General features: G+C 63.5%; 23 protein-coding genes. 8 read left to right on the top strand and 15 right to left on the bottom strand.

Translation table 11 applies throughout. The annotated features are described in order from the left end of the window. Positions 1-2: 2 nt before the first annotated feature. From hrpB to GOX01_RS03025, 7 genes are all read right to left on the bottom strand, one after another. Positions 3-2510, bottom strand: coding sequence for an ATP-dependent helicase HrpB (gene hrpB, locus GOX01_RS03055; protein WP_165919954.1), 2508 nt, complete (start codon positions 2508-2510; stop codon positions 3-5). A gap of 92 nt (positions 2511-2602) precedes the next feature. After that, positions 2603-2809 carry a cold-shock protein gene (locus GOX01_RS03050; RefSeq protein ID WP_041111398.1) on the bottom strand — a complete coding sequence of 69 codons (207 nt, stop codon included), beginning with the start codon at positions 2807-2809 and terminating at the stop codon, positions 2603-2605. 327 nt (positions 2810-3136) lie between these two features. Further along, positions 3137-3967, bottom strand: a complete 831-nt coding sequence (locus GOX01_RS03045) for an NADPH-dependent oxidoreductase (protein ID WP_011252404.1) — start codon at positions 3965-3967, stop codon at positions 3137-3139. 11 nt (positions 3968-3978) lie between these two features. Further along, on the bottom strand, positions 3979-4518 hold the full coding sequence (locus GOX01_RS03040; protein WP_041111400.1) for an adenine phosphoribosyltransferase: 540 nt from the start codon (positions 4516-4518) through the stop codon (positions 3979-3981). 94 nt (positions 4519-4612) lie between these two features. Next, on the bottom strand, positions 4613-4969 hold the full coding sequence (locus tag GOX01_RS03035; protein ID WP_011252406.1) for a response regulator: 357 nt from the start codon (positions 4967-4969) through the stop codon (positions 4613-4615). Positions 4970-4996: 27 nt separating this feature from the next. Next, positions 4997-6265: a multidrug effflux MFS transporter gene (locus GOX01_RS03030; protein WP_011252407.1), complete on the bottom strand. Its 1269-nt coding sequence runs from the start codon at positions 6263-6265 to the stop codon at positions 4997-4999. A gap of 45 nt (positions 6266-6310) precedes the next feature. Then, positions 6311-7096, bottom strand: coding sequence for a TVP38/TMEM64 family protein (locus GOX01_RS03025; RefSeq protein WP_011252408.1), 786 nt, complete (start codon positions 7094-7096; stop codon positions 6311-6313). Between the two features lie 121 nt (positions 7097-7217). On the opposite strand from GOX01_RS03025, the gene GOX01_RS03020 reads away from it, so the two are divergent. The 3 genes from GOX01_RS03020 to GOX01_RS03010 all read left to right on the top strand — a co-directional run bounded on the left by GOX01_RS03020 (position 7218) and on the right by GOX01_RS03010 (position 8837). Further along, positions 7218-8042 (top strand): PadR family transcriptional regulator, encoded by an 825-nt coding sequence (locus GOX01_RS03020; protein WP_174787468.1) that lies wholly within the window; start codon positions 7218-7220, stop codon positions 8040-8042. A 58-nt stretch (positions 8043-8100) separates the two neighbouring features. Then, the gene (locus tag GOX01_RS03015) at positions 8101-8478 is read left to right on the top strand and encodes a hypothetical protein (RefSeq protein WP_024716682.1); all 378 of its coding nucleotides are present in this window, start codon (positions 8101-8103) and stop codon (positions 8476-8478) included. 80 nt (positions 8479-8558) lie between these two features. Beyond that, a complete protein-coding gene (locus GOX01_RS03010) occupies positions 8559-8837 on the top strand; it encodes a putative quinol monooxygenase (protein ID WP_011252411.1) in 279 nt (92 codons plus the stop codon). Positions 8838-8844: 7 nt separating this feature from the next. Here the strand turns inward: GOX01_RS03010 and GOX01_RS03005 are convergent, their stop codons facing one another. Next, positions 8845-9402 carry a hypothetical protein gene (locus tag GOX01_RS03005; protein ID WP_131973782.1) on the bottom strand — a complete coding sequence of 186 codons (558 nt, stop codon included), beginning with the start codon at positions 9400-9402 and terminating at the stop codon, positions 8845-8847. 32 nt (positions 9403-9434) lie between these two features. After that, positions 9435-10013, bottom strand: a complete 579-nt coding sequence (locus tag GOX01_RS03000; RefSeq protein ID WP_024716684.1) for an NUDIX domain-containing protein — start codon at positions 10011-10013, stop codon at positions 9435-9437. 50 nt (positions 10014-10063) lie between these two features. Here GOX01_RS03000 and dinB point away from each other — a divergent pair, with 50 nt between their 5' ends. The 4 genes from dinB to GOX01_RS02980 all read left to right on the top strand — a co-directional run bounded on the left by dinB (position 10064) and on the right by GOX01_RS02980 (position 13583). Then, positions 10064-11134, top strand: coding sequence for a DNA polymerase IV (gene dinB, locus GOX01_RS02995; protein ID WP_024716685.1), 1071 nt, complete (start codon positions 10064-10066; stop codon positions 11132-11134). 105 nt (positions 11135-11239) lie between these two features. After that, a complete protein-coding gene (locus tag GOX01_RS02990) occupies positions 11240-11674 on the top strand; it encodes a hypothetical protein (protein ID WP_024716686.1) in 435 nt (144 codons plus the stop codon). A 128-nt stretch (positions 11675-11802) separates the two neighbouring features. After that, a complete protein-coding gene (locus GOX01_RS02985) occupies positions 11803-12996 on the top strand; it encodes an MFS transporter (RefSeq protein WP_011252416.1) in 1194 nt (397 codons plus the stop codon). Positions 12997-13028: 32 nt separating this feature from the next. After that, the gene (locus tag GOX01_RS02980; protein WP_024716687.1) at positions 13029-13583 is read left to right on the top strand and encodes an LOG family protein; all 555 of its coding nucleotides are present in this window, start codon (positions 13029-13031) and stop codon (positions 13581-13583) included. 27 nt (positions 13584-13610) lie between these two features. Here GOX01_RS02980 and GOX01_RS02975 read toward each other — a convergent pair whose 3' ends face one another. Next, positions 13611-14087 (bottom strand): GAF domain-containing protein, encoded by a 477-nt coding sequence (locus tag GOX01_RS02975; RefSeq protein ID WP_011252418.1) that lies wholly within the window; start codon positions 14085-14087, stop codon positions 13611-13613. A gap of 219 nt (positions 14088-14306) precedes the next feature. Between GOX01_RS02975 and GOX01_RS02970 the strand changes: the two genes are divergently transcribed. Further along, positions 14307-15782, top strand: a complete 1476-nt coding sequence (locus GOX01_RS02970; protein ID WP_011252419.1) for a mannitol dehydrogenase family protein — start codon at positions 14307-14309, stop codon at positions 15780-15782. 125 nt (positions 15783-15907) lie between these two features. On the opposite strand, the gene murA is transcribed toward GOX01_RS02970, so the two are convergent. The 5 genes from murA to GOX01_RS02945 form a co-directional block, all read right to left on the bottom strand. Beyond that, positions 15908-17164, bottom strand: a complete 1257-nt coding sequence (gene murA / locus GOX01_RS02965) for a UDP-N-acetylglucosamine 1-carboxyvinyltransferase (RefSeq protein WP_011252420.1) — start codon at positions 17162-17164, stop codon at positions 15908-15910. A 38-nt stretch (positions 17165-17202) separates the two neighbouring features. After that, positions 17203-17754 (bottom strand): dCTP deaminase, encoded by a 552-nt coding sequence (gene dcd, locus GOX01_RS02960; RefSeq protein WP_011252421.1) that lies wholly within the window; start codon positions 17752-17754, stop codon positions 17203-17205. A gap of 92 nt (positions 17755-17846) precedes the next feature. Continuing rightward, positions 17847-18761 carry a DMT family transporter gene (locus GOX01_RS02955; protein WP_011252422.1) on the bottom strand — a complete coding sequence of 305 codons (915 nt, stop codon included), beginning with the start codon at positions 18759-18761 and terminating at the stop codon, positions 17847-17849. 6 nt (positions 18762-18767) lie between these two features. Next, on the bottom strand, positions 18768-18947 hold the full coding sequence (locus tag GOX01_RS02950) for a hypothetical protein (protein WP_024716688.1): 180 nt from the start codon (positions 18945-18947) through the stop codon (positions 18768-18770). Further along, positions 18937-20121, bottom strand: a complete 1185-nt coding sequence (locus tag GOX01_RS02945) for a glycosyltransferase family 4 protein (protein ID WP_011252423.1) — start codon at positions 20119-20121, stop codon at positions 18937-18939. Before GOX01_RS02945 ends, GOX01_RS02950 begins: the two co-directional genes overlap by 11 nt. Between the last annotated feature and the right edge of the window lie 153 nt (positions 20122-20274).

The raw sequence follows: 20274 nt of genomic DNA, 5'->3' as shown, positions 1-20274 counted from the left end.
AATCAACGCCTCGGGCGGGGTTTGGGTGGCTCGGCTGTCGCGGGATCCTCGGGCCAGTCATGGCGGGGATAGCGTCCGCGCATGTCCCGGCGCATGTCGGCCCAGCTTCCTTTCCAGAATCCTGCGAGATCAGCCGTGATCGCCTGCGGCCGCCCGGCCGGGGACAGCAGCGCGCATTGGAGGGCAAGTTGTCCGTCCGCAAGCTGCGGCGTCTGCGCCGTGCCGTAAAAGGCCTGCGCACGGGCGGAGACCGTGGGGACCGCGCCGGTATAGTCGATGTCGTGCGTGCTGGCCTTCAGCGTCAGGCGCGGCGGGAGTTTGCGGTCCAGCGCGGCGAGATCGGCATAGTCCAGACGGGCGCGAAGAATGGAGAGCAGGTCCAGCGCCCTGACCTGCGACAGGCGGTCACACCCGGCCAGATAAGGCTCCAGCCAGTCGAGCGATGCCGCCAATCCGTCATCGGACAGGTCTGGCAGATGGGGCGCATAGGTGGCGCGGGCATGGGCCACGCGGGCCTGGAACTGGCGCCCGGCCTCTGTCCAGGTCAGGGCCTGCGCCGGATTCGCGGCGACCTGCTGCATCAGGAGCGTCTGCGCTTCCTCGGGACTGATCTCGCCGTTGCGGTCCCGCAGGACCAGCGCGCCCAGACGGAGCCTGCGGCGGGCGATGATGCGGCCGGATGTGCCGTCCAGTGTCGTTTCCACCTGCTCGCGGGTCCGATCCAGCAGGGTCTGGGGCAGGTTCTCGGCATCCAGCGGGGCTGCGAGCGTGATTTCCGTTGAGGTGCGGGTGTGAAACGCCGCACCGGCCAGCAGCTTTTCGCGGGCCAGCGGATCATTGGCTGAGACGCGGGCACTCCCCCCGCCCGCCAACCGGAAACGCCCGAGTTCGCCCGCCGCCTGCGCGACACGATCCGGGAAGCCGGCAGCGAGCAGCGCGCCTGCGTGGTCCGGCAGGGGTGCGAGCGGCACCTCCCGGTCGCCCATGCGGCGTAGGAACCGTTTGGCGGACTGACGCATGTGGAACAGGCTGGCACGATCCGCGCGCGGGTCGTCGCGCTCGAATAAAGCGAGACGTGTGCGGATATCGGCTCCCGGCGCAGGACCGGACGGGCGGTTCGTGCGCGGGCGGAGCGGATCCCGCTCTTCCAGAAGCGCCGCCAGACAGGCCGCCGTCACACGCTCCGGCAGTGTGCGGGCCGCGCAGAGCATCGCGGCCAGACGCGGATGCGTGCCGAGGGATGCCATGCGTTTGCCGAGGGCGGTGATACGGTTGGCGTCATCGAGCGCGCCGAGTTCGCGCAGCAGTTCGCGCCCGCCAGCCAGAACGCCCGTTGGTGGCGTGTCCAGCAGAGGCAGACTGTCCGGAACCGTGCCCATGACTTCCTGCCATGCGGCGGTGACGAGCGCGAAATCCGTGAGATCGGCCACAAGGATTTCAGGGGCGTCCTGCGGGCGCAGGCTGCGCTGCGTCATTTCCGACCATAAGCGAATGGCAATGCCCGGAGACTGCCGCCCTGCACGGCCTGCGCGCTGGGTGGCGGTGGCGCGGGATATTTTCAGCGTTTCCAGCCGCGACAGACCGGTATTCGGATCAAGACGCGGGGCCCGGCGCAGGCCGCCATCGACGACGATCCGCACGCCGGAGACGGTGACGGACGTCTCGGCAATGGACGTCGCCAGAACGACGCGGCGCGTATCGGACGGGGCAATGGCGCGGTCCTGATCCTCGGTGGCCTGTTCGCCATGCAGCGGAAAGACTGGAACCGTGCCCTCCAGAAGGGGCTGTGTGCGGCGGATTTCGCCCACGCCGGGCAGGAAAGCGAGGATGTCACCCTCTTCTTCCGCCAGAGCCTGACGGATCGCGCGGGCACAGGCTTCGGGCAGCTCCCGCATGTGGGGAATATCGCGGGTGTGGCGGATGTCGATAGGGTACTGCCGGCCTTCGCTCTCGATCAGCGGAGCGTTCATCAGCGTCGTGAAGGCGCGGCCATCCGGCGTGGCGGACATGGCCAGAATCCGCAGATCCGGCCGCATTTCACGCTGCATGTCCAGACAGAACGCCAGAGCCGCATCCAGATCCAGCGAGCGTTCGTGCACTTCATCGAACAGAACCGCACCCACGCCGTCCAGCAGCGGGTCGGTCAGCAGGCGGCGCAGGAGCAGGCCTTCGGTCACGACTTCGATGCGCGTTCTGGCGGACATGGCGGAATCGGTGCGGGTGCGGAAGCCCACAATGCCGCCCGGCTTTTCCCCCAGCGACGACGCCATGCGCGACGCCGCACCACGGACTGCCACGCGACGGGGCTCCACGAGAATGAGGCGCTGTGTTCCGAACCAGGGTGCATCCAGAAGCGCGAGCGGCGTCAGCGTCGTCTTGCCCGCGCCCGGCGGGGCGACGAGGACGGCGTTGGGCTGCGTCTCCAATGTTGCCAGAAGCTCTGGCAGGATAGCCGTGACAGGGAGTTCGGGGGGAAGGGTAAAAGTCAGGGCGCGGCTCCGGCACAGCAGGTCAGAGCCGCTGTTATACCGTGCGTCTGCGCGAAAGCGATGGCGTGGAAAAGTGCCTTAAACGAAAAATGGTGGCCGGAGCCACCATTTCGTCAGAGCGCCTTGAGGCTTCCTGCGGACTTGCGTCCGTTGCGGCCGTCTTCAATCTCGTAAGAGACCTGCTGGCCTTCATTCAGGTTCTGCAGCCCGGCTTTTTCGAGAGCAGAAATGTGAACGAAAACGTCTGTGGTGCCGTCGCTGGGCTGGATGAAACCGAAGCCCTTCGTGGCGTTGAACCACTTTACTGTACCTGTCGCCATTGCAGGTCTCCTTTGATAACGCAGCTTTACGCGCAAACATTCACGTAATCAGTTTTTTCAGAGGGGGAAGGTGCGCCCGTGCGGATAAACGCAAGGCGATATTCTCCAGCCGGAAAAACAGCTGCGCCCTGAATATGCCGTCAATTTCCGGCGGGGTGCAAGTTCAAAATAAAACTCGCTCCGCATATTCCCGAAAGGCAGCTCTGGGAGAATGGTTTATTTTTCAGTTCCAGTATCCGCACCAACGCCCTGAAAAAATACGGCTTTCACCTTTTGCGGACACTTTCGGCGCAGAAGGAATTTCTTTGCCGCACCTGGACTTCACGTTTAGCGGAGCGGAAAGCCGAGCCTGTGCAGCACCGTGCGGATGACGTGCCGTCCGCTCAGGCCTTTGAAGCTGTCCACCCGCTTGGCGACCGTTTCCGACCAGACCCGCGAGGTCAGGCCCTGTTCCTTCTGGTAGTCATCCGCGATGCGGTCATAGGCCGCAATGCCTTTGGCTTCGTTTTCCGTGCTGTAACGCTCGCGGTGCAGGACAACATCCTGCCCCAGACGCGGTTTGTAGCCGTTCTGGGCGGCCGGATCGGGTTTGCCGACACAGAGCCCGACGACCGCGACCGAACGCGGCGGAAGGGAGAGGAGACTGGAGACTTCTTCGGGATGGTTGCGTAGGCCGCCGATATAGACCGTGCCCAGACCGAGGGATTCGAACGCGGTCACGGCGTTCTGGGCGGCAATCCCCGTATCGAGCGTCGCCATGAGGAACGTCTCCTGATAGTCGAGCGCCTCATGCCCCATCCCTGCCCGCTCGGCGATCCGCTCCAGCCGGGCCAGATCGACGATCCAGGCCAGGAACAGGGGCGCGACCTCGATATGCTTCTGGTTGCCGCAGAGCTCTGCCAGTCGGGCGCGCGTTTCCGGGTTTTCAACGGCTACGACGGACCAGACCTGAAGATTGCTGGACGTAGCGGCCGAGGATGCGGCGGCAATACCGGCTTCCAGCGTGCCTTCAGGCAGGGCGTCGGGCAGATAGGCCCGGACCGAATGATGCGACAGCAGCAGGTCGAGCACCGCGTTGTCCGGCAGGGTTTTCGGCGCCGGCGTGCGGTACCGTGTCTGCCACAGCGTGGAAATCCGTTCGGAAGAGGTGCCCGACATGTGGTGTTCCCTTATTCGTCGTATGTCATCAGAGCGTTCAGCGGAACGTCCAGTTTCTCACGGCCTTTCAGGTCCGCCAGTTCGATGAGCACGGACGCGCCCACGACTTCGGCCCCGACCTTGCGCAGAAGATCGATGGAGGCCGCGAGCGTGCCGCCCGTTGCCAGCAGATCGTCCAGCACCACGACGCGCTGGCCCGGCTTGATGGCGTCGGCCTGGATGTGCAGCTCGTCCTCGCCGTATTCGAGACCGTATTTCAGGGAAATGGTCTTGCCCGGCAGCTTGCCCGGCTTGCGGAGCATCGTGAAGCCGCAGCCCAGACGCAGGGCGAGCGGTGCGGCCGTCAGGAAGCCGCGGCTTTCGATTCCGGCCAGGATGTCCGGCTGCCAGGCGGCGATCACGCGGGCCAGACGGGCGGTGGCGACCTGCCAGGCGTCGGGCGAGCGGATCAGGGTCGAGATGTCGTAGAACAGGATGCCCGGCTTCGGAAAATCCGGAATCTCGCGAATGTAGTTCTTGAGATCGAGAGGCTGGGGATCCTGAAACGACATGGCGGCACTGCTTTCATCTGGTCATGGCAAACAGCGCGGCATGTAGGGGACTCTCCCCCCCGACTCAACCCCGGATTACGCCGGACGCCTAACCTCAAGCCTGATCCCGCACCTGTTCGGTGGCCTGTGCGATGGCTGCGAGAAGCCCTGCCCTGCGGAACGGTTTGGGCAGGACGGCCATACCCTGCGGGGCCATATCGCTTTCTTCGTAGTCCCCAGACATGAGCACGACGGCCATCTGCGGGCGGCGCTCGCGCAGCAGATGCGCGATTTCCAGCCCGTTCCGTGCGCCGGGCAGGTTGAGATCCGTCACCAGAAGATCCGGTGCCTCATCCCCTTCCAGCGCCGAGGCGCCGTCTGGCACATGGCGCACGCTCCAGCCTTCGCGCACCAGAACCGTTTCGACCACCAGGGCGATGGCGGCATCGTCTTCGACAAGCAAGGCTTTCATGGCAGGGCCCTCATGACGGATGTATTTTCAGGAGTGATGCGACGGTTCTGCCACGGCCGGCAGGTTGGGGCGCAGCAGGGCAAACCCCATGGCCGCGACAAAGGCGAAGGATAGAAAAAGCGCCATGGGAACGGCAGTTCCCGACGGCATCAGTCCGAACAGGGCGCTCGCTACGGCGCCGAACAGATACTGCATCGTCCCCGCCAGCGCCGAGGCCGAACCGGCACGGTCGGACTGTTCGGACAGGACGCCCACCATGGAGTTCGGACCGATAATGCCCGTCGGCCCCATCGTAATGATGAGCGCGATGATGAGCGGCCACAGGAACATCCCCTTGATGTGTCCCTGCGGGTCGAGGTCATAGTTCGAGACCACTGCCAGAAGCAGCAGGATGGCACAGCCTGCCAGACTGACGCCCAGCGCGGAGAACAGCATCCGGCCTGTGCTGACGCGCCCGACGAGCTGTCCGTTGATGGCCGACGCGCCGATCATGCAGATCGCGAACAGGCCAAAGAGCATGCCGTAATGGAACGGTGACATGCCGAACACGTCCTCGAACAGCATGGGGGCGGCCGTCAGATAGGTGAAGGTCACGAAACCCAGGAAGCTCCAGACCAGACCGTTCGTCACGAAACTGCGGGTCCGCAGGATATAGACGTAGCGTTCGATGATGGAGATGGGACGCAGGTCCCTCCGATCGTGTGGGGCGAGCGTTTCCGGGAAGATCGTCATCAGCAGGAGGGTACAGATCCCGCCATAGACGGCCGTCACCCAGAAGATGACGCGCCAGTCCACGAATTTGAGCGCAAAGCCGCCCAGCATCGGGGCCAGGATCGGCACCGTGCCCTGGATGACGATCAGGCGGGACATCATTTTCGAGGACGCATCACCTTCCGTCAGGTCTCGGATACAGGCATTCGGCACCACGAGTCCGGCCGAGGCCATGATGGCAGAAAAGACACGGCAGATGCACAGGAACGTCATGCTCGGTGCCAGCGCACAACCGATCTCGCCCAGCGTATAGCCAAGCATGCCGAGCAGCAGCGGCCAGCGGCGGCCGAAGCGGTCCGAGATCGGGCCGATGGTGATCTGCCCGATGGCCAGCCCGATCACCCAGGCTGCCATCGTGGCACTCCCCGACCCCGCAGCCGTATGAAGCTGACGCTCCATTTCAGGCAGGGCCGGCAGGTAGACATCCGTCGAGACCGGCCCGACAGCCGTAAAGATTCCCAGCAGAACCGGCAGCCATGCGGGCAGGGGATCTCCCCGTCTGAATGTCATGTTCTGATCTGTCATGCGCGTCTGCCTGTTCAATTCAGGTTGCGTGGTGTGAAGCTTTTTTCAGGAAGCCGGAGTGTCTGCGTTGTCTTTCGGGACGGTCTGGCCATGCTGCCGGAGCAGAATGGCGCCCAGCACACCCGACACGACGAACAGGATTCCCGCAAGCCCCAACTGAAGGACGTGCCCGATCCGCGTCCCGGAGCCGACCAACACGAAGATCAGGGTCTGCGGGAGCCCTCCCAGGAATGTCGCGACCGAAAACGGCAGCAGCGGCAGCTCGAACAGTCCGGCCGCCGTCGAGACCAGCAGGGCGGATCCCACCGGCATCAGGCGCAGCGTCAGGACCGCCCGGAAAGGCTTGGCGTGGAGCGTCCGGGCCAGCGCGACATAGTCCACCTGTAACCTGTCATGCAGCCGCGCCCGGAACGCGGCCGGAGCGAGTGCGCGCGCCCATCCATAGGCCAGAACCGCCCCCAGCATATAGGCCAGCGAACACAGAACAAGGCCGCCCCATAATCCGAAGGCCAGCCCGGCCGCCACGCAGAGCGCCTGTCGCGGCAGTCCGCACGCGCTGTACGGCACGGCCAGCAGCAGAAACCACAGCGGCGCGCCCGGCGTCTCGTGCCAGTGCGGCGCGTTTTCCAGCAGGTGATGAATGAACGGCAGCCGCTGAAGGGCCGCCACCAGGACCAGCATCGCGCCGATCGTCAGGGCCGCGCGCCAGGGGACAAGCTGTCGCAGCGTGCGACGCAGTTCCGGATCAGGGGGAAGAGAAATCGGGCTACCCATCCCTGCCCGATACCAGCCGGACCGCCCTTCGGCTACGGCCCGAACCATAAACAGCATTTCATGCCTTCACCCCGGGTACCGGAACAGGGACGGGAGAAAAAATCGACCCGCCTTCTTTTTCTCTTGAAGATATATCTTAAGATACTATATCGTTCGATATATCGAATAGGAGAACACAATGTTCAAACACAAGACTGACCGCTTCAACACCGACCGTCCGGATGTCGGACAGCGCCCCCGTCGCGGCCATCGCCGCGGTTTCTTCCGCATGGGAGGTCCCGTCGCAGAAGGCGCAGAGCGGCGAGATGGCCCCAATAAAGACCGGGGGCGCGGCGAAGGACGCGGCGGACGCCATCGGGGCATGGAGCGCGGTGAAGGCGGTTTCGGCCGTCGGCATGGCGGACGTGGCGGCGGAATGGGCGGCGGCCGTTTCGGCAAGGGCTTTGGCGGTGATCTGGGGGGCGAAGGCTTCACACGAGGTCGCAAGCTGACGGCCGATGAGCTTCAGCTCGTCATCCTCGCCCTGCTCGCCGAGGCCCCGGCCCATGGCTATGAGCTGATCCGGCGCCTCGAAGAGCGGTCCGGCGGCTTCTACAAGCCCAGCCCCGGCGTGATCTACCCGTCCCTTACCTATCTGGAAGAAACCGGCCTCGCCGCCGTCACCCAGGAAGGCAACCGCAAGCTCTATAGCCTGACGGACGAGGGCAAGGCGCATCACGAGGCCAACAAGGCTGAAGCAGCCCGCATCCTCGACATCATGAGCCGGATCGGTGCCCGTATGGCCGATGTCCGCGAAGCCTTTACCGGCATCAATGACCTCGACCCGACGCTGGGGCAGGAATTTCATGACGCAAGGTTCGCTCTGAAAGCTGCCCTGAAGTCCCGCCGTGGCGCGGATGCGGACGAACTGCGTCGCATCGTGGCGATCCTGCGCCGTGCCGCTGCGGAAATCGGCGGTCCGGCTGCTGACGAGGCATCTGCCGAAAAGACTTCGGCCGAATAAGGCAGGAACACCGGCGTACCTCTCCCAACGGCCGGCACAATGCCGTAAAGGATGGTCTATGATCGTTCAGGACCATCCCCATTTCTGCAACATGCCCGAGGACATGCGGTATTACCGGCCGGAGCATTTCGGAGAAGGATTCATCGAGAAATCGATGGTCTTTCTTCTGCCTGAACGGCTGAAAAAGTTCCGGCGCAACCTGTGGCATGTGCGGCGCAATCCCGGCGATGACGCAGTCTATATGCCGCTGTTCCGGGTCAACTGCATCCTGCCGTCCGAACCCGCCCCTGCCGGACTTCAGGGGCCGTTCGACGTCTATCCCTTCTATACCCGCACCACGAAAACCCGCAGCCGCGAGCTGGACTACTACGTCCTGTTCATCTTCCGCGACCGTATGTCCTGGATGCGCTGCAAGGCTCTGCTGGAGAAATCCTAGCCTCACGCAGCTGTGCCGTTGAGGATCGGCCTTAACGGCTCAATGATAACGGACCTTCCAACAGCACGAGGTTCCGCGTCATGGCCAAGTCCCTTTACGCCACGCTCAAAGCGCTGCCCGGAAAGCGCGAAACCCTGCGCGCTCTGCTGACGAAACTGGCTGGGGACGTTCGCGCCGAACCGGGCTGTGAGCGTTTCATGGTCTATACGCTCGCCTCGGACCCCGACCTGTTTCATGTGGAAGAAACCTACCGGGATGATGCGGCCACATGGCAACGGAGCACGGCAGGGTGTTCAACCAGACGATTACGCCTCTGGTTGAAGGGGGCGGATCGGAAGTCGTCTTTCTTGACGCCGTGATCTGACGCTATTTCAGGTACAGATAGAATGGGATGATCCCGAAAATTGCCCAGGCGATCATGAAGATGAACGGGGCCTGATGGGCGAAAAGTGCGCCACGCTGGGCACGGCGCATCATGTCGCGGGTTTCGTCCTCGTTCGGCGCCAGTGTGAAATCGGTCAGGTCCGGGCTGCGGGTGTACAGATTGCGCTGTTTGCCCTCCCATTTCCCGATTGCGGCATAGGCCGCGCGGATGCCTGGCAGCGCCATCAGGGCGAGGACAAATCCCAACAGGGAAAACAGGGGCGGCAGCAGAAGAACCATGCTGTCGCCCCATCTTTTTGTGGAGCCCGTCATGGCCGTCGCATAGGCGATGACGAGGAAGGCCTGCGATCCCAGAAGCGCCTGAAGGCGGCCGTTCACGACTTCCGTCTCGAACCGGATTTCCGAGCGGTAAAACGCCAGAAGCTCATTATCGGTCGGATGGCCGCGCGCGATGATCTGGCTGGTATCGGGAGACGGCGATGCGGTTTCGACCATCGGGACCTTCATGATGTACTGGAGAACAGCTAGCGCCCCAGACACATCTCCGGTTCCGTGAGGTCGGGGAAAACCCCTCAGATCAGCCCTTTTGCCCGGATCAGCGCAAAAGCGGCCAGCGAGACCATGCATTTCAGTTCGCCGTCTCGGATCATGGCTTCGAACGCGGCCAGCGTCATGTCGTGGCAGGTGATGTCCTCTTCCGTGGCTTCCAGATCCCTCTCGCCACGCGTCAGGTTGCGCGCCAGGAAGACATGGCCTTTCTGGTTCGAATAGCCTGCACCCTGATACATGCTGCCGACATGGATCATCTCACCGGCGCGTAGCCCGGTCTCCTCCCGCAGTTCGCCCAGCGCGAGCTCGACCGGATCGACGTTCTCTTTCGTCTCCCACATGCCCATCGGAAGCTCCCACAGCCGCTCGCCCACGGGATAGCGGAACTGCTGGATCAGCGTGACCTTGCCGTCGGCGTGCAGCGGCAGGATCACGACGAACTCGCCCCGCTCCACGATGCCATACAGGCCCTGCTTTCCGTTGGGATGGACGATGATGTCCTCGCGCAGGGCCGTCCAGGGATTGCTATAGGCCAGCCGGGTCGAAATCGTCTGGAAACCGGCGTCCCTGCGGGCGTCTTCAAGGGTCGTGTCGGAGCTCATGGACGGATCCTGATCTTGTTTCGTTCTTCCGAATCGGCGAAACTTGCCTCATGGAGCAACGCCGGATCGTGCATATCGACATGGACGCATTTTACGCGTCTGTCGAACAGCGGGACGACCCTTCCCTGCGCGGCCGTCCGCTCGCAGTGGGTCGGGGCGAGGCACGGGGCGTGGTGGCCGCCGCAAGCTACGAGGCCCGCCGTTTCGGGGTCCGCTCGGCCATGCCATCGGTCACGGCCAAACGCCTGTGTCCGGAGCTTTTGTTCGTACCGGCGCGGTTTGACGTCTATCGCAGCGTCTCGGCCCAGATCCATGACATCTTCTCGCGCTACACACCTTTGATCCAGCCGCTGTCGCTGGATGAAGCCTATCTGGATCTGACGGACCATCTCGGCGCCTATGGTTCGGCCACGCTGGTCGCGGACCGCATCCGCGCGGACATCCACGCCGAGACTGGCCTGACCGCCTCCGCCGGTGTGTCCTACAACCGGTTTCTCGCCAAGCTGGCCTCGGATTACCGCAAGCCGGACGGGCTGTTCGTCATCACGCCCGCCATGGGGCCGGAGTTTGTGGCCGCCCTGCCCGTCGATGCGTTTCACGGTATCGGGCCGGCCATGGCGCGAAAAATGCGTGCTCTCGGCATTGAGACGGGAGCCGATCTGCGGGAGCGGGATATCGAGACGTTGACCCGACATTTCGGCAAGGCGGCAACGTTCTATTACGGTATTTCGCGCGGGATCGATCACCGGCCTGTCGTCGTAAACCGGGAGCGCAAATCCCTCGGGACAGAGCAGACCTATCTTCGGGACCTGACTTCCGAAGCCGACGCGCATCAGGCGCTGACGCAGATCGCGGCCACGCTGTGGGGCAGCGCCCAGCGCCGCCAGCTTCAGGCGCGGACGGTGACCCTGAAGGTCAAATACGCCGATTTCCGCCAGATCACCCGTGCCCGCACCCTGTCCGCGCCGGTTCCGTCCGAAGAGGTCCTGCTGGAGACGGGCCAGAGCCTCATGGCGCCGCTGTTTCCGTTCGTGCCGGGCGTGCGACTGCTGGGGCTGACACTGTCAGGCTTTCATGCGGCGGAGAGCCCGCCCTGCGACCAGATGGAACTGCTTTTCTAAGGGCACCCGGCGCTGTCCGGACAGAATTGCATTCTTTCCGGCGTCTGATGCGTTGGGGATCAGCCTGTTCTGAACGGGCCCTTTTTCCACCGCATGGACCAACGCATGCCCCGCCCCACTTTCCCGGCCACTGTCCTGCTGGCGCCGCTCCTGATGATGGGAGGCTGTGCCTCCAGAGCCGCTCTGTCGCCGGATTTCGAGAAAACCCTCTCCCGCAACCAGCAGGGACATCCCTTCTCCCCAGCACGCAATTCGGTAGCATTTCTGGGAGAGCCTGACCTGTCCTCTGCTACCACCGCAAACCTTGTGGGGACATTGCATTACTGCCGGCAGAACGCCATGCTGACGGGAAACGAGACCGGGAGTCCCACCTCCCCTGTTCAGAACGACCGGGACTATGTCACGGGAAAACAGGGCATTCTTCAGGCTCTCAGCCTACGGACAGGACAGCGCGAACAGTATGCCCTGCCGTCCATGCCCCTACCGCTGCGCCAGACAGTCTGCACGTCTGTCGCGTCCCGTCTGCGTCAGCCCGTTTAGCCTCTGATTCCGGACGATTTCACTCGCTATTGTGAAAGTCCGGAAAGACACGGCCCCGTGACGGCCTCCCTCATCTGGCTTATGCCAGAGAAGATCTTTTTACAGCCAAGTCTCAGGAGAGCAGATCCATGACCGCGCAAGACACGCCGGCGGACTCACCGACGAAACGCGTTCTTGCCGTCGTCCTGTTCAATCTTCTCGTCTATATCGTGATCGGCCTGCCCAACGCCGTCCTGACGATTTTCGTACATCAGGGACTGGGTTACAGCACGACCGTCGCGGGCATCACATTCTCGCTCCAGTATTTCGCGACTTTTGCGGCCCGGCCCTCCGCCGGACGGCTGGTGGACCGGATCGGCCCCAAACCCGTGGTCATCGGCGGGCTCGTCACCTGTCTGCTGTCCGGCCTTCTGGTGACCGGGTCGGGACTGCTCGCGGCCACACCGCTGCTGTCGCTGGGTGTGCTGCTGTCCAGCCGCCTGCTGCTGGGGTGGGCGGAAAGCTGGGCCGCGACCGGGGTGATCGTCTGGAACATCCGGCGTGCCGGGGCAGAAAATACCGCCATCGCCATTTCCTGGAACGGCATCTGCTCCTATGGCGGGATTGCGCTGGGTGCGCCGATCGGGGCCAAGCTGTCCATGCTGGCCGCACCCTATGGCGGGCTGGTTTCGGTGGGCATCCTCTCGGTGGCCCTGCCGCTGTTCGGCCTGGCGCTGATCGGCTTCTACCCTGCCGTCAAACCCATTCCCTCGACCAGCCAGCCCATTCCTTTCTCCCGCGCGCTCAGATTCGTCCTCCCGCATGGTTCGGCCCTGGCGGCAGGGTCCATCGGATTCGGGGCGATCTCATCGTTCCTGGCGCTGTATTATTCGGTGCTGCACTGGCAGGGCGCGGCGACGGCGCTGGCGGTTTTCGGATTCACTTTCGTCGTCATCCGGTTTTTCTTCGCTTCGCAGATCGCCAAGCGCGGCGGCGTGTTCGTGGCGATCGTCTCGCTGCTGGTGGAAGCGCTCGGACTCGCCACGCTCAGCGTGTTCCAGACACCATCCGCTGCCCTTGTGGGCGCTGCATTGACGGGCGCAGGTTTCTCGCTGCTCTTCCCGGCTCTGGGCGTTCTGGCCGTCAACAGTGCGGGTCCGGAGAACCGCGGGGCAGCTCTTGGGGCCTATTCCATCTTCATTGACCTTGCCATCGCGTGCTCGGGGCTGTTTCTTGGACAGGTCATCGAGTTCGCCGGTTACAGGACGATGTTCGCCACCACCGCCATCTGCTGTCTGGTGGGTGTGCTGATCAGCCGTTCCCTGGGGCGCCGGACCGCATGACGGATCTTCGCTTCAACTTACACGGACCCGACATGACCATTCGTTCCTGCGCCGTCTTCTGTGGCTCCCGCTTCGGCAACTCCCCCGTCTATGCCGAAGGTGCAAAAGAAATCGGAACGGCCCTGGCGCGACACGGAATCACACTGGTCTATGGCGGCGGCCATGTGGGGCTGATGGGCACGGTGGCGGATGCGGCGCTTCAGGCGGGCGGCAAGGTCATCGGCGTCATTCCCAAATTCCTCCATGCCCGCGAAGTCATGCACAAGGGTGTGACGCAGCTTGAAGTCACGCCGGACATGCACACCCGCAAGGCCCGGATGTTCGAGCTGTCCGACGCCTATGCGATCATTCCGGGTGGTCTCGGCACGTTCGACGAACTCATGGAAATCATGACCTGGAAGCAGCTCGGCCTGCATCAGGAGCCGATCTACATCGTCAATATCGGCGGCTGGGCCACGTCCCTGGTCAACACGCTCAATGATGCGGTCGATCAGGGCTTTGCGGACCCGTCGGCCCGCAAGCTGTTCACGGTCGTCGAGGACGTGCCGGAACTGATGAGCCACCTGTCCGTCAGCGTCCCGGCCTGACCCCGGCTGAGCGGGGCCAGTCCCCGCTCAGCCTTCCAGTGTTGCCACGAGCAGACTGACCACCTCTTTCAGTCGTGTGCGATCGGCGTCGGAGAACCGGTCCTTTACGGGGCTGTCGATGTCCAGCACGCCCACGAGCGCGCCTCTGGCCACGACCGGAAGCACGATTTCCGATTCCGAAGCCGCATCGCAGGCGATATGTCCTGGAAACGCATGTACGTCCGGCACGACCAGCGTCTCCCGGTTCTGCGCGACCGTTCCGCAGACGCCGCGCCCGAGCGGAATCCGCGTGCAGGCCAGACGGCCCTGAAACGGCCCCAGCACGAGCTGGCGATCCGCCTCTTTCCACAGATAGAACCCGGCCCAGTTGATCTGCGGCAGGGTTTCGAACAGCAGGGCCGCGATATTGGCCATGTTGGCAATCATGTCCGTCTCGGTCTGCAGAACGGACCGCACCATGGGGACGAGTTCGTCCACGCTCAGACGATGGATGGGGGCACTCATGAGAAACTGTCCTGCAAAAAACGAAGAATGGGGCCGCCGATCATAGGACAGACGGGAAAAAACGGAAAAGGTCGCCATATCTATGGGAAATAACCATTTCCGCTAATGCTCGCGTATTCGGGAGAATTATTAGAAATAATTCACAAAATACAAAAACGGTTTCCTCGAAGGTGGAGGCTTCTAAAAGAAGCCGGTCCTTTCGCCTGAAAGATCCTGTCCATGATCCTGACTTCCCAGACCCTGTCCCACCTGCCGGACTCCATCCTGACGTCGTCCTACGACCGGGATGCGGTGACGCCTGGCATTGTCCATCTGAGCGTCGGCAATTTCCATCGTGCCCATCAGGCCGTCTATACGGACCGCGCGCTTGCGCTGGCGGGCCAGTCGGGCTGGGGCATTGTCGGGATGGGTCTGATGGACCATCCGGCGGAAGTGGCGAAAGCCGAGGCCCTGCATGCGCAGAACGGGCTTTACACCCTGCGCGAATGTCCGCCGAACCGGCCTGATACGGTCCGGGTGGTGAAATCGCTGGTCGAATACATCCATGCCCCGGCCGACCGTGACGCCGCGCTGAAGCGTCTGACAGACCCGGCCATCCGCATCGTCAGCATGACGGTGACCGAAGGCGGCTATTACATGGATGAGGCCGGACGGTTCATGACCGAACATCCTGCCATTGCCGAAGACCTGCACCGTCCGGTCCCGCACACGGCGTTCGGCCTGATGACCGAAGCCCTGCGCCAGCGCCGGGATGCCGGTGTTGCGCCGTTCACCATCCTATCCTGCGACAACGTTCCCGCAAACGGCGATGTCGCGCGCAATGCCGTGCTGTCCTTCGCCCGCCTTCGCGACGCGGAACTGGCGGAGTGGATCGAGGTCAATGTCGCCTTCCCGTCCTGCATGGTCGATCGCATCACCCCAGCCGTCCACCCCGCCGACGTGGCGCGTCTGGATGCGCAGAGCGGGATCGAGGACCGCGTTCCCGTGTTCTGCGAGGACTTCATCCAGTGGGTTGTGGAAGACCACTTCCCGGCCGGACGTCCGGCCTGGGAGGAGGTCGGCGTGCTGTTCACAGACGATGTCGAGCCTTACGAACAGGTCAAGCTGCGGATGCTGAACGCGTCCCATTCCACGCTGGCCCTGCCGGGCGTTCTGATGGGATACCGGCTGGTCGATGAGGCCATGGGCGACGAACATCTGGCCGCCCTGCTGGAGCAGTTCCTGCGTCATGACGTCGAGCCGCAGCTCACCGCCCCTCCGGGCATCAGCCTGCCGGATTACGCAGCCCAGCTTCTGCAGCGGTTCCGCAATCATGCCGTCAGTGACCAGCTTCTGCGCATCACATCCGACAGCACATCCAAGCTGCCGGTCTTCCTGCGCGCCACGGCCGAGGATGTTCTGAAAAAGGCTCAGGACCCACGCCGGATCGCTTTCGTCCTCGCCTGTTACTGTGCCTATCTGACCGGTCGCGATGACGTGGAAGCCACATTCGCCGTCACGGAACCGCGCCTCAGCGCCGAAGACCGCGCTCTGGCGCTGGACGCCAACCCCGCCAAGGCGCTGGAGATGAGCGTGTTCGCCGGGTGGGGCCTTGAGAACTCCGCCGAGTTCCTCACCCGCTTCATCCAGACCCGCGAAGACCTGAAAACGCGCGGTACAGCGGCCGTCCTGAAGGATCTGGTCACAAACGTATAAAAGTTTTTGGTGAAGCTTTTTCCAAAAAGCTTCAGGGCTCTCCGCCTTTTTGAAAAAAGGCGGAACCCAAAAACTTTTATACATTAAGCAGGGCAGCCCGATCGCCGGGCGCCCTGTTTTGCCTGTCAGTCTGAAACGCGGGCGATGTCGGCACCGCAGGCGGCGAGCTTGCGGTCCACGCCTTCATAGCCGCGGTCCAGATGATAGATGCGGCTAAGCTGCGTTTCACCTTCCGCCGCCAGACCCGCGAGGATCAGCGAGAACGAGGCGCGCAGATCGGTTGCCATGACAGGAGCACCCGACAGCTTCGGCACACCGCGGATGATGGCGGAACGGCCATGCACGTTGACCCGCGCACCCATGCGGTTGAGCTCCGGGACGTGCATGAAACGGTTCTCGAAGATCGTCTCGGTGATCATGGACGCGCCCTCGGCCACGGACAGCATTGCCATGAACTGCGCCTGCATGTCCGTCGGGAAGCCGGGATACGGCTCGGTCATGATATCCACGCCCTGAAGCGTGCCGCTGCGACGGACACGCAGGCCCCGTTCTTCTTCCAGAACCTCGACGCCCGTTTCTTCAAGGGTGCGGATTACGGCACCCAGATCGTCGGCCCGTCCGCCCACGAGCAGCAGGTCGCCACCCGTGATACCGGCCGCGCAGGCATAGGTGCCGCATTCGATACGGTCCGGCATGACGGCGTAATGCGCGCCGTGCAGCTTTTCCACACCGTCAATGACCAGCGTACCCGAGCCTTCGCCCGTGATCTGCGCGCCCATGGCGTTGAGGCAATGCACCAGATCGCTGATTTCCGGCTCACGCGCGGCGTTGACGATATGGGTGCGTCCCTTGGCCAGCGTTGCGGCCATCAGCAGGTTCTCGGTCGCGCCCACACTGGCAAACGGCAGGATGATCCGGTCGCCCTTCAGCCCGTCCGGCGCGGTCGCATTGATATAGCCGTTTTCCAGACGGATCTCGGCGCCCAGCGTCTCAAGCCCCTTGAGATGCATGTCCACGGGGCGCGTGCCAATGGCGCAGCCGCCCGGCAGGGAGACCTTCGCCTCACGCGCACGGGCCAGAAGCGGCCCGAGTACCAGAATGGAGGCGCGCATCTTGGAGACGATGTCATACGGTGCCTCGACAGAGCCGATCTCGCCACCGATGGACAGCGTGCGCGGTCCGGCGTCCTCAACCGTGATACCCAATCCTACCAGCAGGTCACGCATCGTCTTGATGTCAGCGATGGCCGGCACGTTGGACAGCACCAGCCGCTCGGACGTCAGCAGGCCCGCGACCATGAGCTTGAGGCCGGAGTTCTTGGCCCCCCCGATCTCGATTTCGCCTGTCAGGCGGCGGCCACCGCGAATGATGAAACGGTCCATGGTGCGATCCTTGAGAAACAGGCCTTGAGAGCTGGGCTTTAGAGGCGGGGCGTGGTGACGCCGGACTGGCGCATGTATTTTCCAGCACGGTCGGCGTAGCTGACCTCACAGGGGCTGGCACCCTGGAAAAACAGGAACTGGCAGATGCCCTCATTCGCATAGATTCGCGCGGGCAGCGGCGTGGTGTTGCTGATCTCGATCGTGACCTGGCCTTCCCATTCAGGCTCAAGCGGCGTGACGTTCACGATGATGCCGCAGCGCGCATAGGTGGACTTGCCGAGGCACACCACCAGCGTGTCACGCGGGATACGGAAATATTCGACCGTATGGGCCAGCGCAAAACTGTTCGGCGGAATGGTGATGTCGCCGGTACGGGTCACGAAGCTGTTGGAGGCGAAGTTCTTCGGATCGACGATGGCGCTGTCCACGTCGGTGAAGATCTTGAATTCCTCTGCGACGCGCGCGTCATAGCCATAGGACGACAGGCCGTAGGAAATGACGCCTTCGCGCTTCTGAGCCTCCACGAATGGCTCGATCATGCCTTTTTCCCGGGCCATCTGGCGGATCCATGTGTCGGGCATGATGGGCATGAAGGCACTCCTGAACGAGGGCGGTACAAATCGCCCTGTGCGTCTAACCCACCTGCTCTAGCGAGCGATGGGCGATCACGCAATGTGTCGGATCAGTCATTTTTCGTGAGGGTCTGTGATGAACGTCCCAGCAGGGCTTCAAGCCATTGCGGGCGCAGTTCGCTGGTCAGCACGCCGCCCACGATCAGCATGGCCCCCAGCAGGGTCGCCGGGGGCAGACTGTCGCCCGCCAGCCAGCCGACAAGCCCCCCCCAGACCGGCTCTCCGGCATAAATCACGGCCGCCTTGGTCGGCGCGACGGATTTCTGCGCCCAGTTCATCACCACCTGCACGAGGGCGCTCAACCCACCCAGCGCGAGCGCGCAACCGAACCAGATCCATGAGAACGCCGGGAGCGCCTCACCCGAAACCGGGACCATCAGCCCGGCGAAAAGGCTCCCGGCCAGAAGCTGCATGACCGTCACGCGCAGACTGTCCACACCCCGGGCGTAGAGGCTGATCAGCACGATCTCGACCGCGATGGCGATGGCCGCAAACAGCGTCAGCAGGTCCCCGCGCCCGAAGGACAGCGACAGCGCCGCTGGTCCCGCCAGACAGACCAGACCGGCAAAGGCCAGTGCGATCCCGAGCCAGCTCATCAGATGTGGCGGCTTGCGCAGGAACGCCCACTGGAAGATCGGCACCAGCGGCACGTAAAGCGCCGTGATGAAGGCGGAGCGGCTGCTGGTGATGTCGTGCAGACCGGCGCTCTGCAGCACGTAGCCGGTCGCCAGAGCCACACCGATCAGCGCGCCTGCCCGCACTTCCCGCCAGTTGAAGTCCAGCAGTTTCTGCCCGGCCAGCAGCCCGACGAACACCGCCGCCATCATGAATCGGACGAAAACGAAAAAGCGCGGCCCGCACTGCTGCATGGCGATATGCAGCACGAGAAACGTCCCGCCCCACAGCACCGTGACGCCCGTCAGCGCCAGTTCCTGCGGCGAAGGCAGGGGAAAGCTGCGTTTCACCGAGGCTCAGCGATCATCGGTAGAGGATGAGACAGCGTCATCCTGCGGCCGCGCACGCTGCTGCTGTTTGCGCCGCATCAGATTGGCCCGGAGCGCCTTGGCCTCACGGCTTTCCCGCTCTTCCTTAGCCGCTGCGGCGCGGTCACGGACGATCTGTTCTGTCGGTTTTGCGTCCTTACTGGTCATGGCTGTCTTCCTCGAATGTCTCCCGCAGACGGGTGCCCAGAAGTTCGTCATACACACCCAGCGTGCGGGCCTGCATCAGCGTTGTCGTATAGTTGGCGACGGCATGGGCCCGGGCCTTTTCCGCCAGCCAGTCCAGCGCGTCTTCGTCCGTTTCCAGAACGCTTTTCAGCGCATCCGCCAGGGCTTGCGGATCATCGGGAGGCACGACCAGACCCGTCTCGCCGGGCAGGATCGTCTCCATCATGGCTCCCTGTGCGGTACCGATCACAGGGCGGCCCATCATCTGCGCTTCCACCAGTGTGCGTCCGAACGGCTCGGGCCGGAGCGAGGGGGCCACGACGACGCTCGCCAGTTCGCAGGCCGCCGGCATGTCGGTGCAGGTTCCAGCGAAACGGACATGCTCCTCAAGGCCGAGTTCCCGCACGCGCTGTTGCAATTTACGGGAGAACTTCCGGTCGTTCTCCGGACCGGCCAGAACGCAGATCCAGCCTGCGTCCATCCGCGGGCGCAGCAGTCCCAGCGCCTCGACGAGAACGCCCTGCCCTTTCCATGCCGTCAGACGAGCCGGCATGAGGATAATCCTTGCTTCGACAGGCACGCGCCAGGCCTCGGCCAGTTTCTGCACACGTTCGCCGGAGATCGTGCCGGGCGTGAACTCCTGCAGGTCCGCCCCGCGCGGAATGACGCGCAGGCGGCTCTCCGGCACGGCGTATTCGCTGCGCAGGCGCCGGGCGATGAACTCCGAAATCGCGATAACCCGGGTGCCGCGCGCCAGCACGGAATTATAGAGCTTCTTGGCCCGCCATTTGGCCTCATGCACGCCATGCCAGGTCGTCACGAGCGGGATGTTTTCCCGGCGGCAGGCGATCCACGCGGCCCAGGCAGGAATCCGCGAGCGGGCATGGACCAGATCCACGCCCTCGCTGCGAATGATGGCCTGAAGATCCCGCGCCCGGCGCAGCACTGCGACAGGGGATTTCTTCTTGAGATCAAGCTCGATATGCCGCGCACCGGCATGACGGAGCTGCACCAGCAGCCGGCCGGGGCGGGAGGCGACCAGCGTCGTACCGCCCCCTTGGGTGATTGCCGCGGCAATCTCGACAGCCCCGCGCTCCAGCCCGCCGGTGCCCAGCGCCGGAAGAACCTGAAGGATGACGGGAGAGCGATCGGTCATGACGGTCGGAGGTGGCCTGTTCCGGGAAGATATTTGTGAACGAAAACAGCCTGTAGCCGGGTCTGAAGGCGCTTCCCACCCGAAAAATGGAAAAAACGGCCCCGGAAACGACAAAGGGGCGGTCTCCGTGCCATTTGCAGCACGAAAACCACC

It is taken from the genome of Gluconobacter oxydans (assembly GCF_006539685.1).
Lineage (GTDB): Bacteria > Pseudomonadota > Alphaproteobacteria > Acetobacterales > Acetobacteraceae > Gluconobacter > Gluconobacter oxydans.
The sequence above is the reverse complement of the archived record's forward strand: the minus strand, read 5'-3'. Positions and strand labels throughout refer to the sequence as shown.

Bases quoted from the DNA above. Each gene is read 5' to 3' on its own strand.
- GOX01_RS03045 (WP_011252404.1), bottom strand. From the start codon at position 3,967: ATGTCGGGCACCTCTTCCGAACGGATTTCCACGCTGTGGCAGACACGG.
- murA (WP_011252420.1), bottom strand. From the start codon at position 17,164: ATGGACCGTTTCATCATTCGCGGTGGCCGCCGCCTGACAGGCGAAATC.
- dcd (WP_011252421.1), bottom strand. From the start codon at position 17,754: ATGCCCATCATGCCCGACACATGGATCCGCCAGATGGCCCGGGAAAAA.
- GOX01_RS03040 (WP_041111400.1), bottom strand. From the start codon at position 4,518: ATGTCGTTTCAGGATCCCCAGCCTCTCGATCTCAAGAACTACATTCGC.
- GOX01_RS03030 (WP_011252407.1), bottom strand. From the start codon at position 6,265: ATGACAGATCAGAACATGACATTCAGACGGGGAGATCCCCTGCCCGCA.
- GOX01_RS02975 (WP_011252418.1), bottom strand. From the start codon at position 14,087: ATGAGTGCCCCCATCCATCGTCTGAGCGTGGACGAACTCGTCCCCATG.
- GOX01_RS03010 (WP_011252411.1), top strand. From the start codon at position 8,559: ATGGCCAAGTCCCTTTACGCCACGCTCAAAGCGCTGCCCGGAAAGCGC.
- GOX01_RS02985 (WP_011252416.1), top strand. From the start codon at position 11,803: ATGACCGCGCAAGACACGCCGGCGGACTCACCGACGAAACGCGTTCTT.
- GOX01_RS03025 (WP_011252408.1), bottom strand. From the start codon at position 7,096: ATGCTGTTTATGGTTCGGGCCGTAGCCGAAGGGCGGTCCGGCTGGTAT.
- GOX01_RS02945 (WP_011252423.1), bottom strand. From the start codon at position 20,121: ATGACCGATCGCTCTCCCGTCATCCTTCAGGTTCTTCCGGCGCTGGGC.
- GOX01_RS02990 (WP_024716686.1), top strand. From the start codon at position 11,240: ATGCCCCGCCCCACTTTCCCGGCCACTGTCCTGCTGGCGCCGCTCCTG.
- dinB (WP_024716685.1), top strand. From the start codon at position 10,064: ATGGAGCAACGCCGGATCGTGCATATCGACATGGACGCATTTTACGCG.
- GOX01_RS02980 (WP_024716687.1), top strand. From the start codon at position 13,029: ATGACCATTCGTTCCTGCGCCGTCTTCTGTGGCTCCCGCTTCGGCAAC.
- GOX01_RS03000 (WP_024716684.1), bottom strand. From the start codon at position 10,013: ATGAGCTCCGACACGACCCTTGAAGACGCCCGCAGGGACGCCGGTTTC.
- GOX01_RS02970 (WP_011252419.1), top strand. From the start codon at position 14,307: ATGATCCTGACTTCCCAGACCCTGTCCCACCTGCCGGACTCCATCCTG.
- GOX01_RS03050 (WP_041111398.1), bottom strand. From the start codon at position 2,809: ATGGCGACAGGTACAGTAAAGTGGTTCAACGCCACGAAGGGCTTCGGT.
- GOX01_RS03015 (WP_024716682.1), top strand. From the start codon at position 8,101: ATGATCGTTCAGGACCATCCCCATTTCTGCAACATGCCCGAGGACATG.
- GOX01_RS03035 (WP_011252406.1), bottom strand. From the start codon at position 4,969: ATGAAAGCCTTGCTTGTCGAAGACGATGCCGCCATCGCCCTGGTGGTC.
- GOX01_RS03020 (WP_174787468.1), top strand. From the start codon at position 7,218: ATGTTCAAACACAAGACTGACCGCTTCAACACCGACCGTCCGGATGTC.
- GOX01_RS02950 (WP_024716688.1), bottom strand. From the start codon at position 18,947: ATGACCAGTAAGGACGCAAAACCGACAGAACAGATCGTCCGTGACCGC.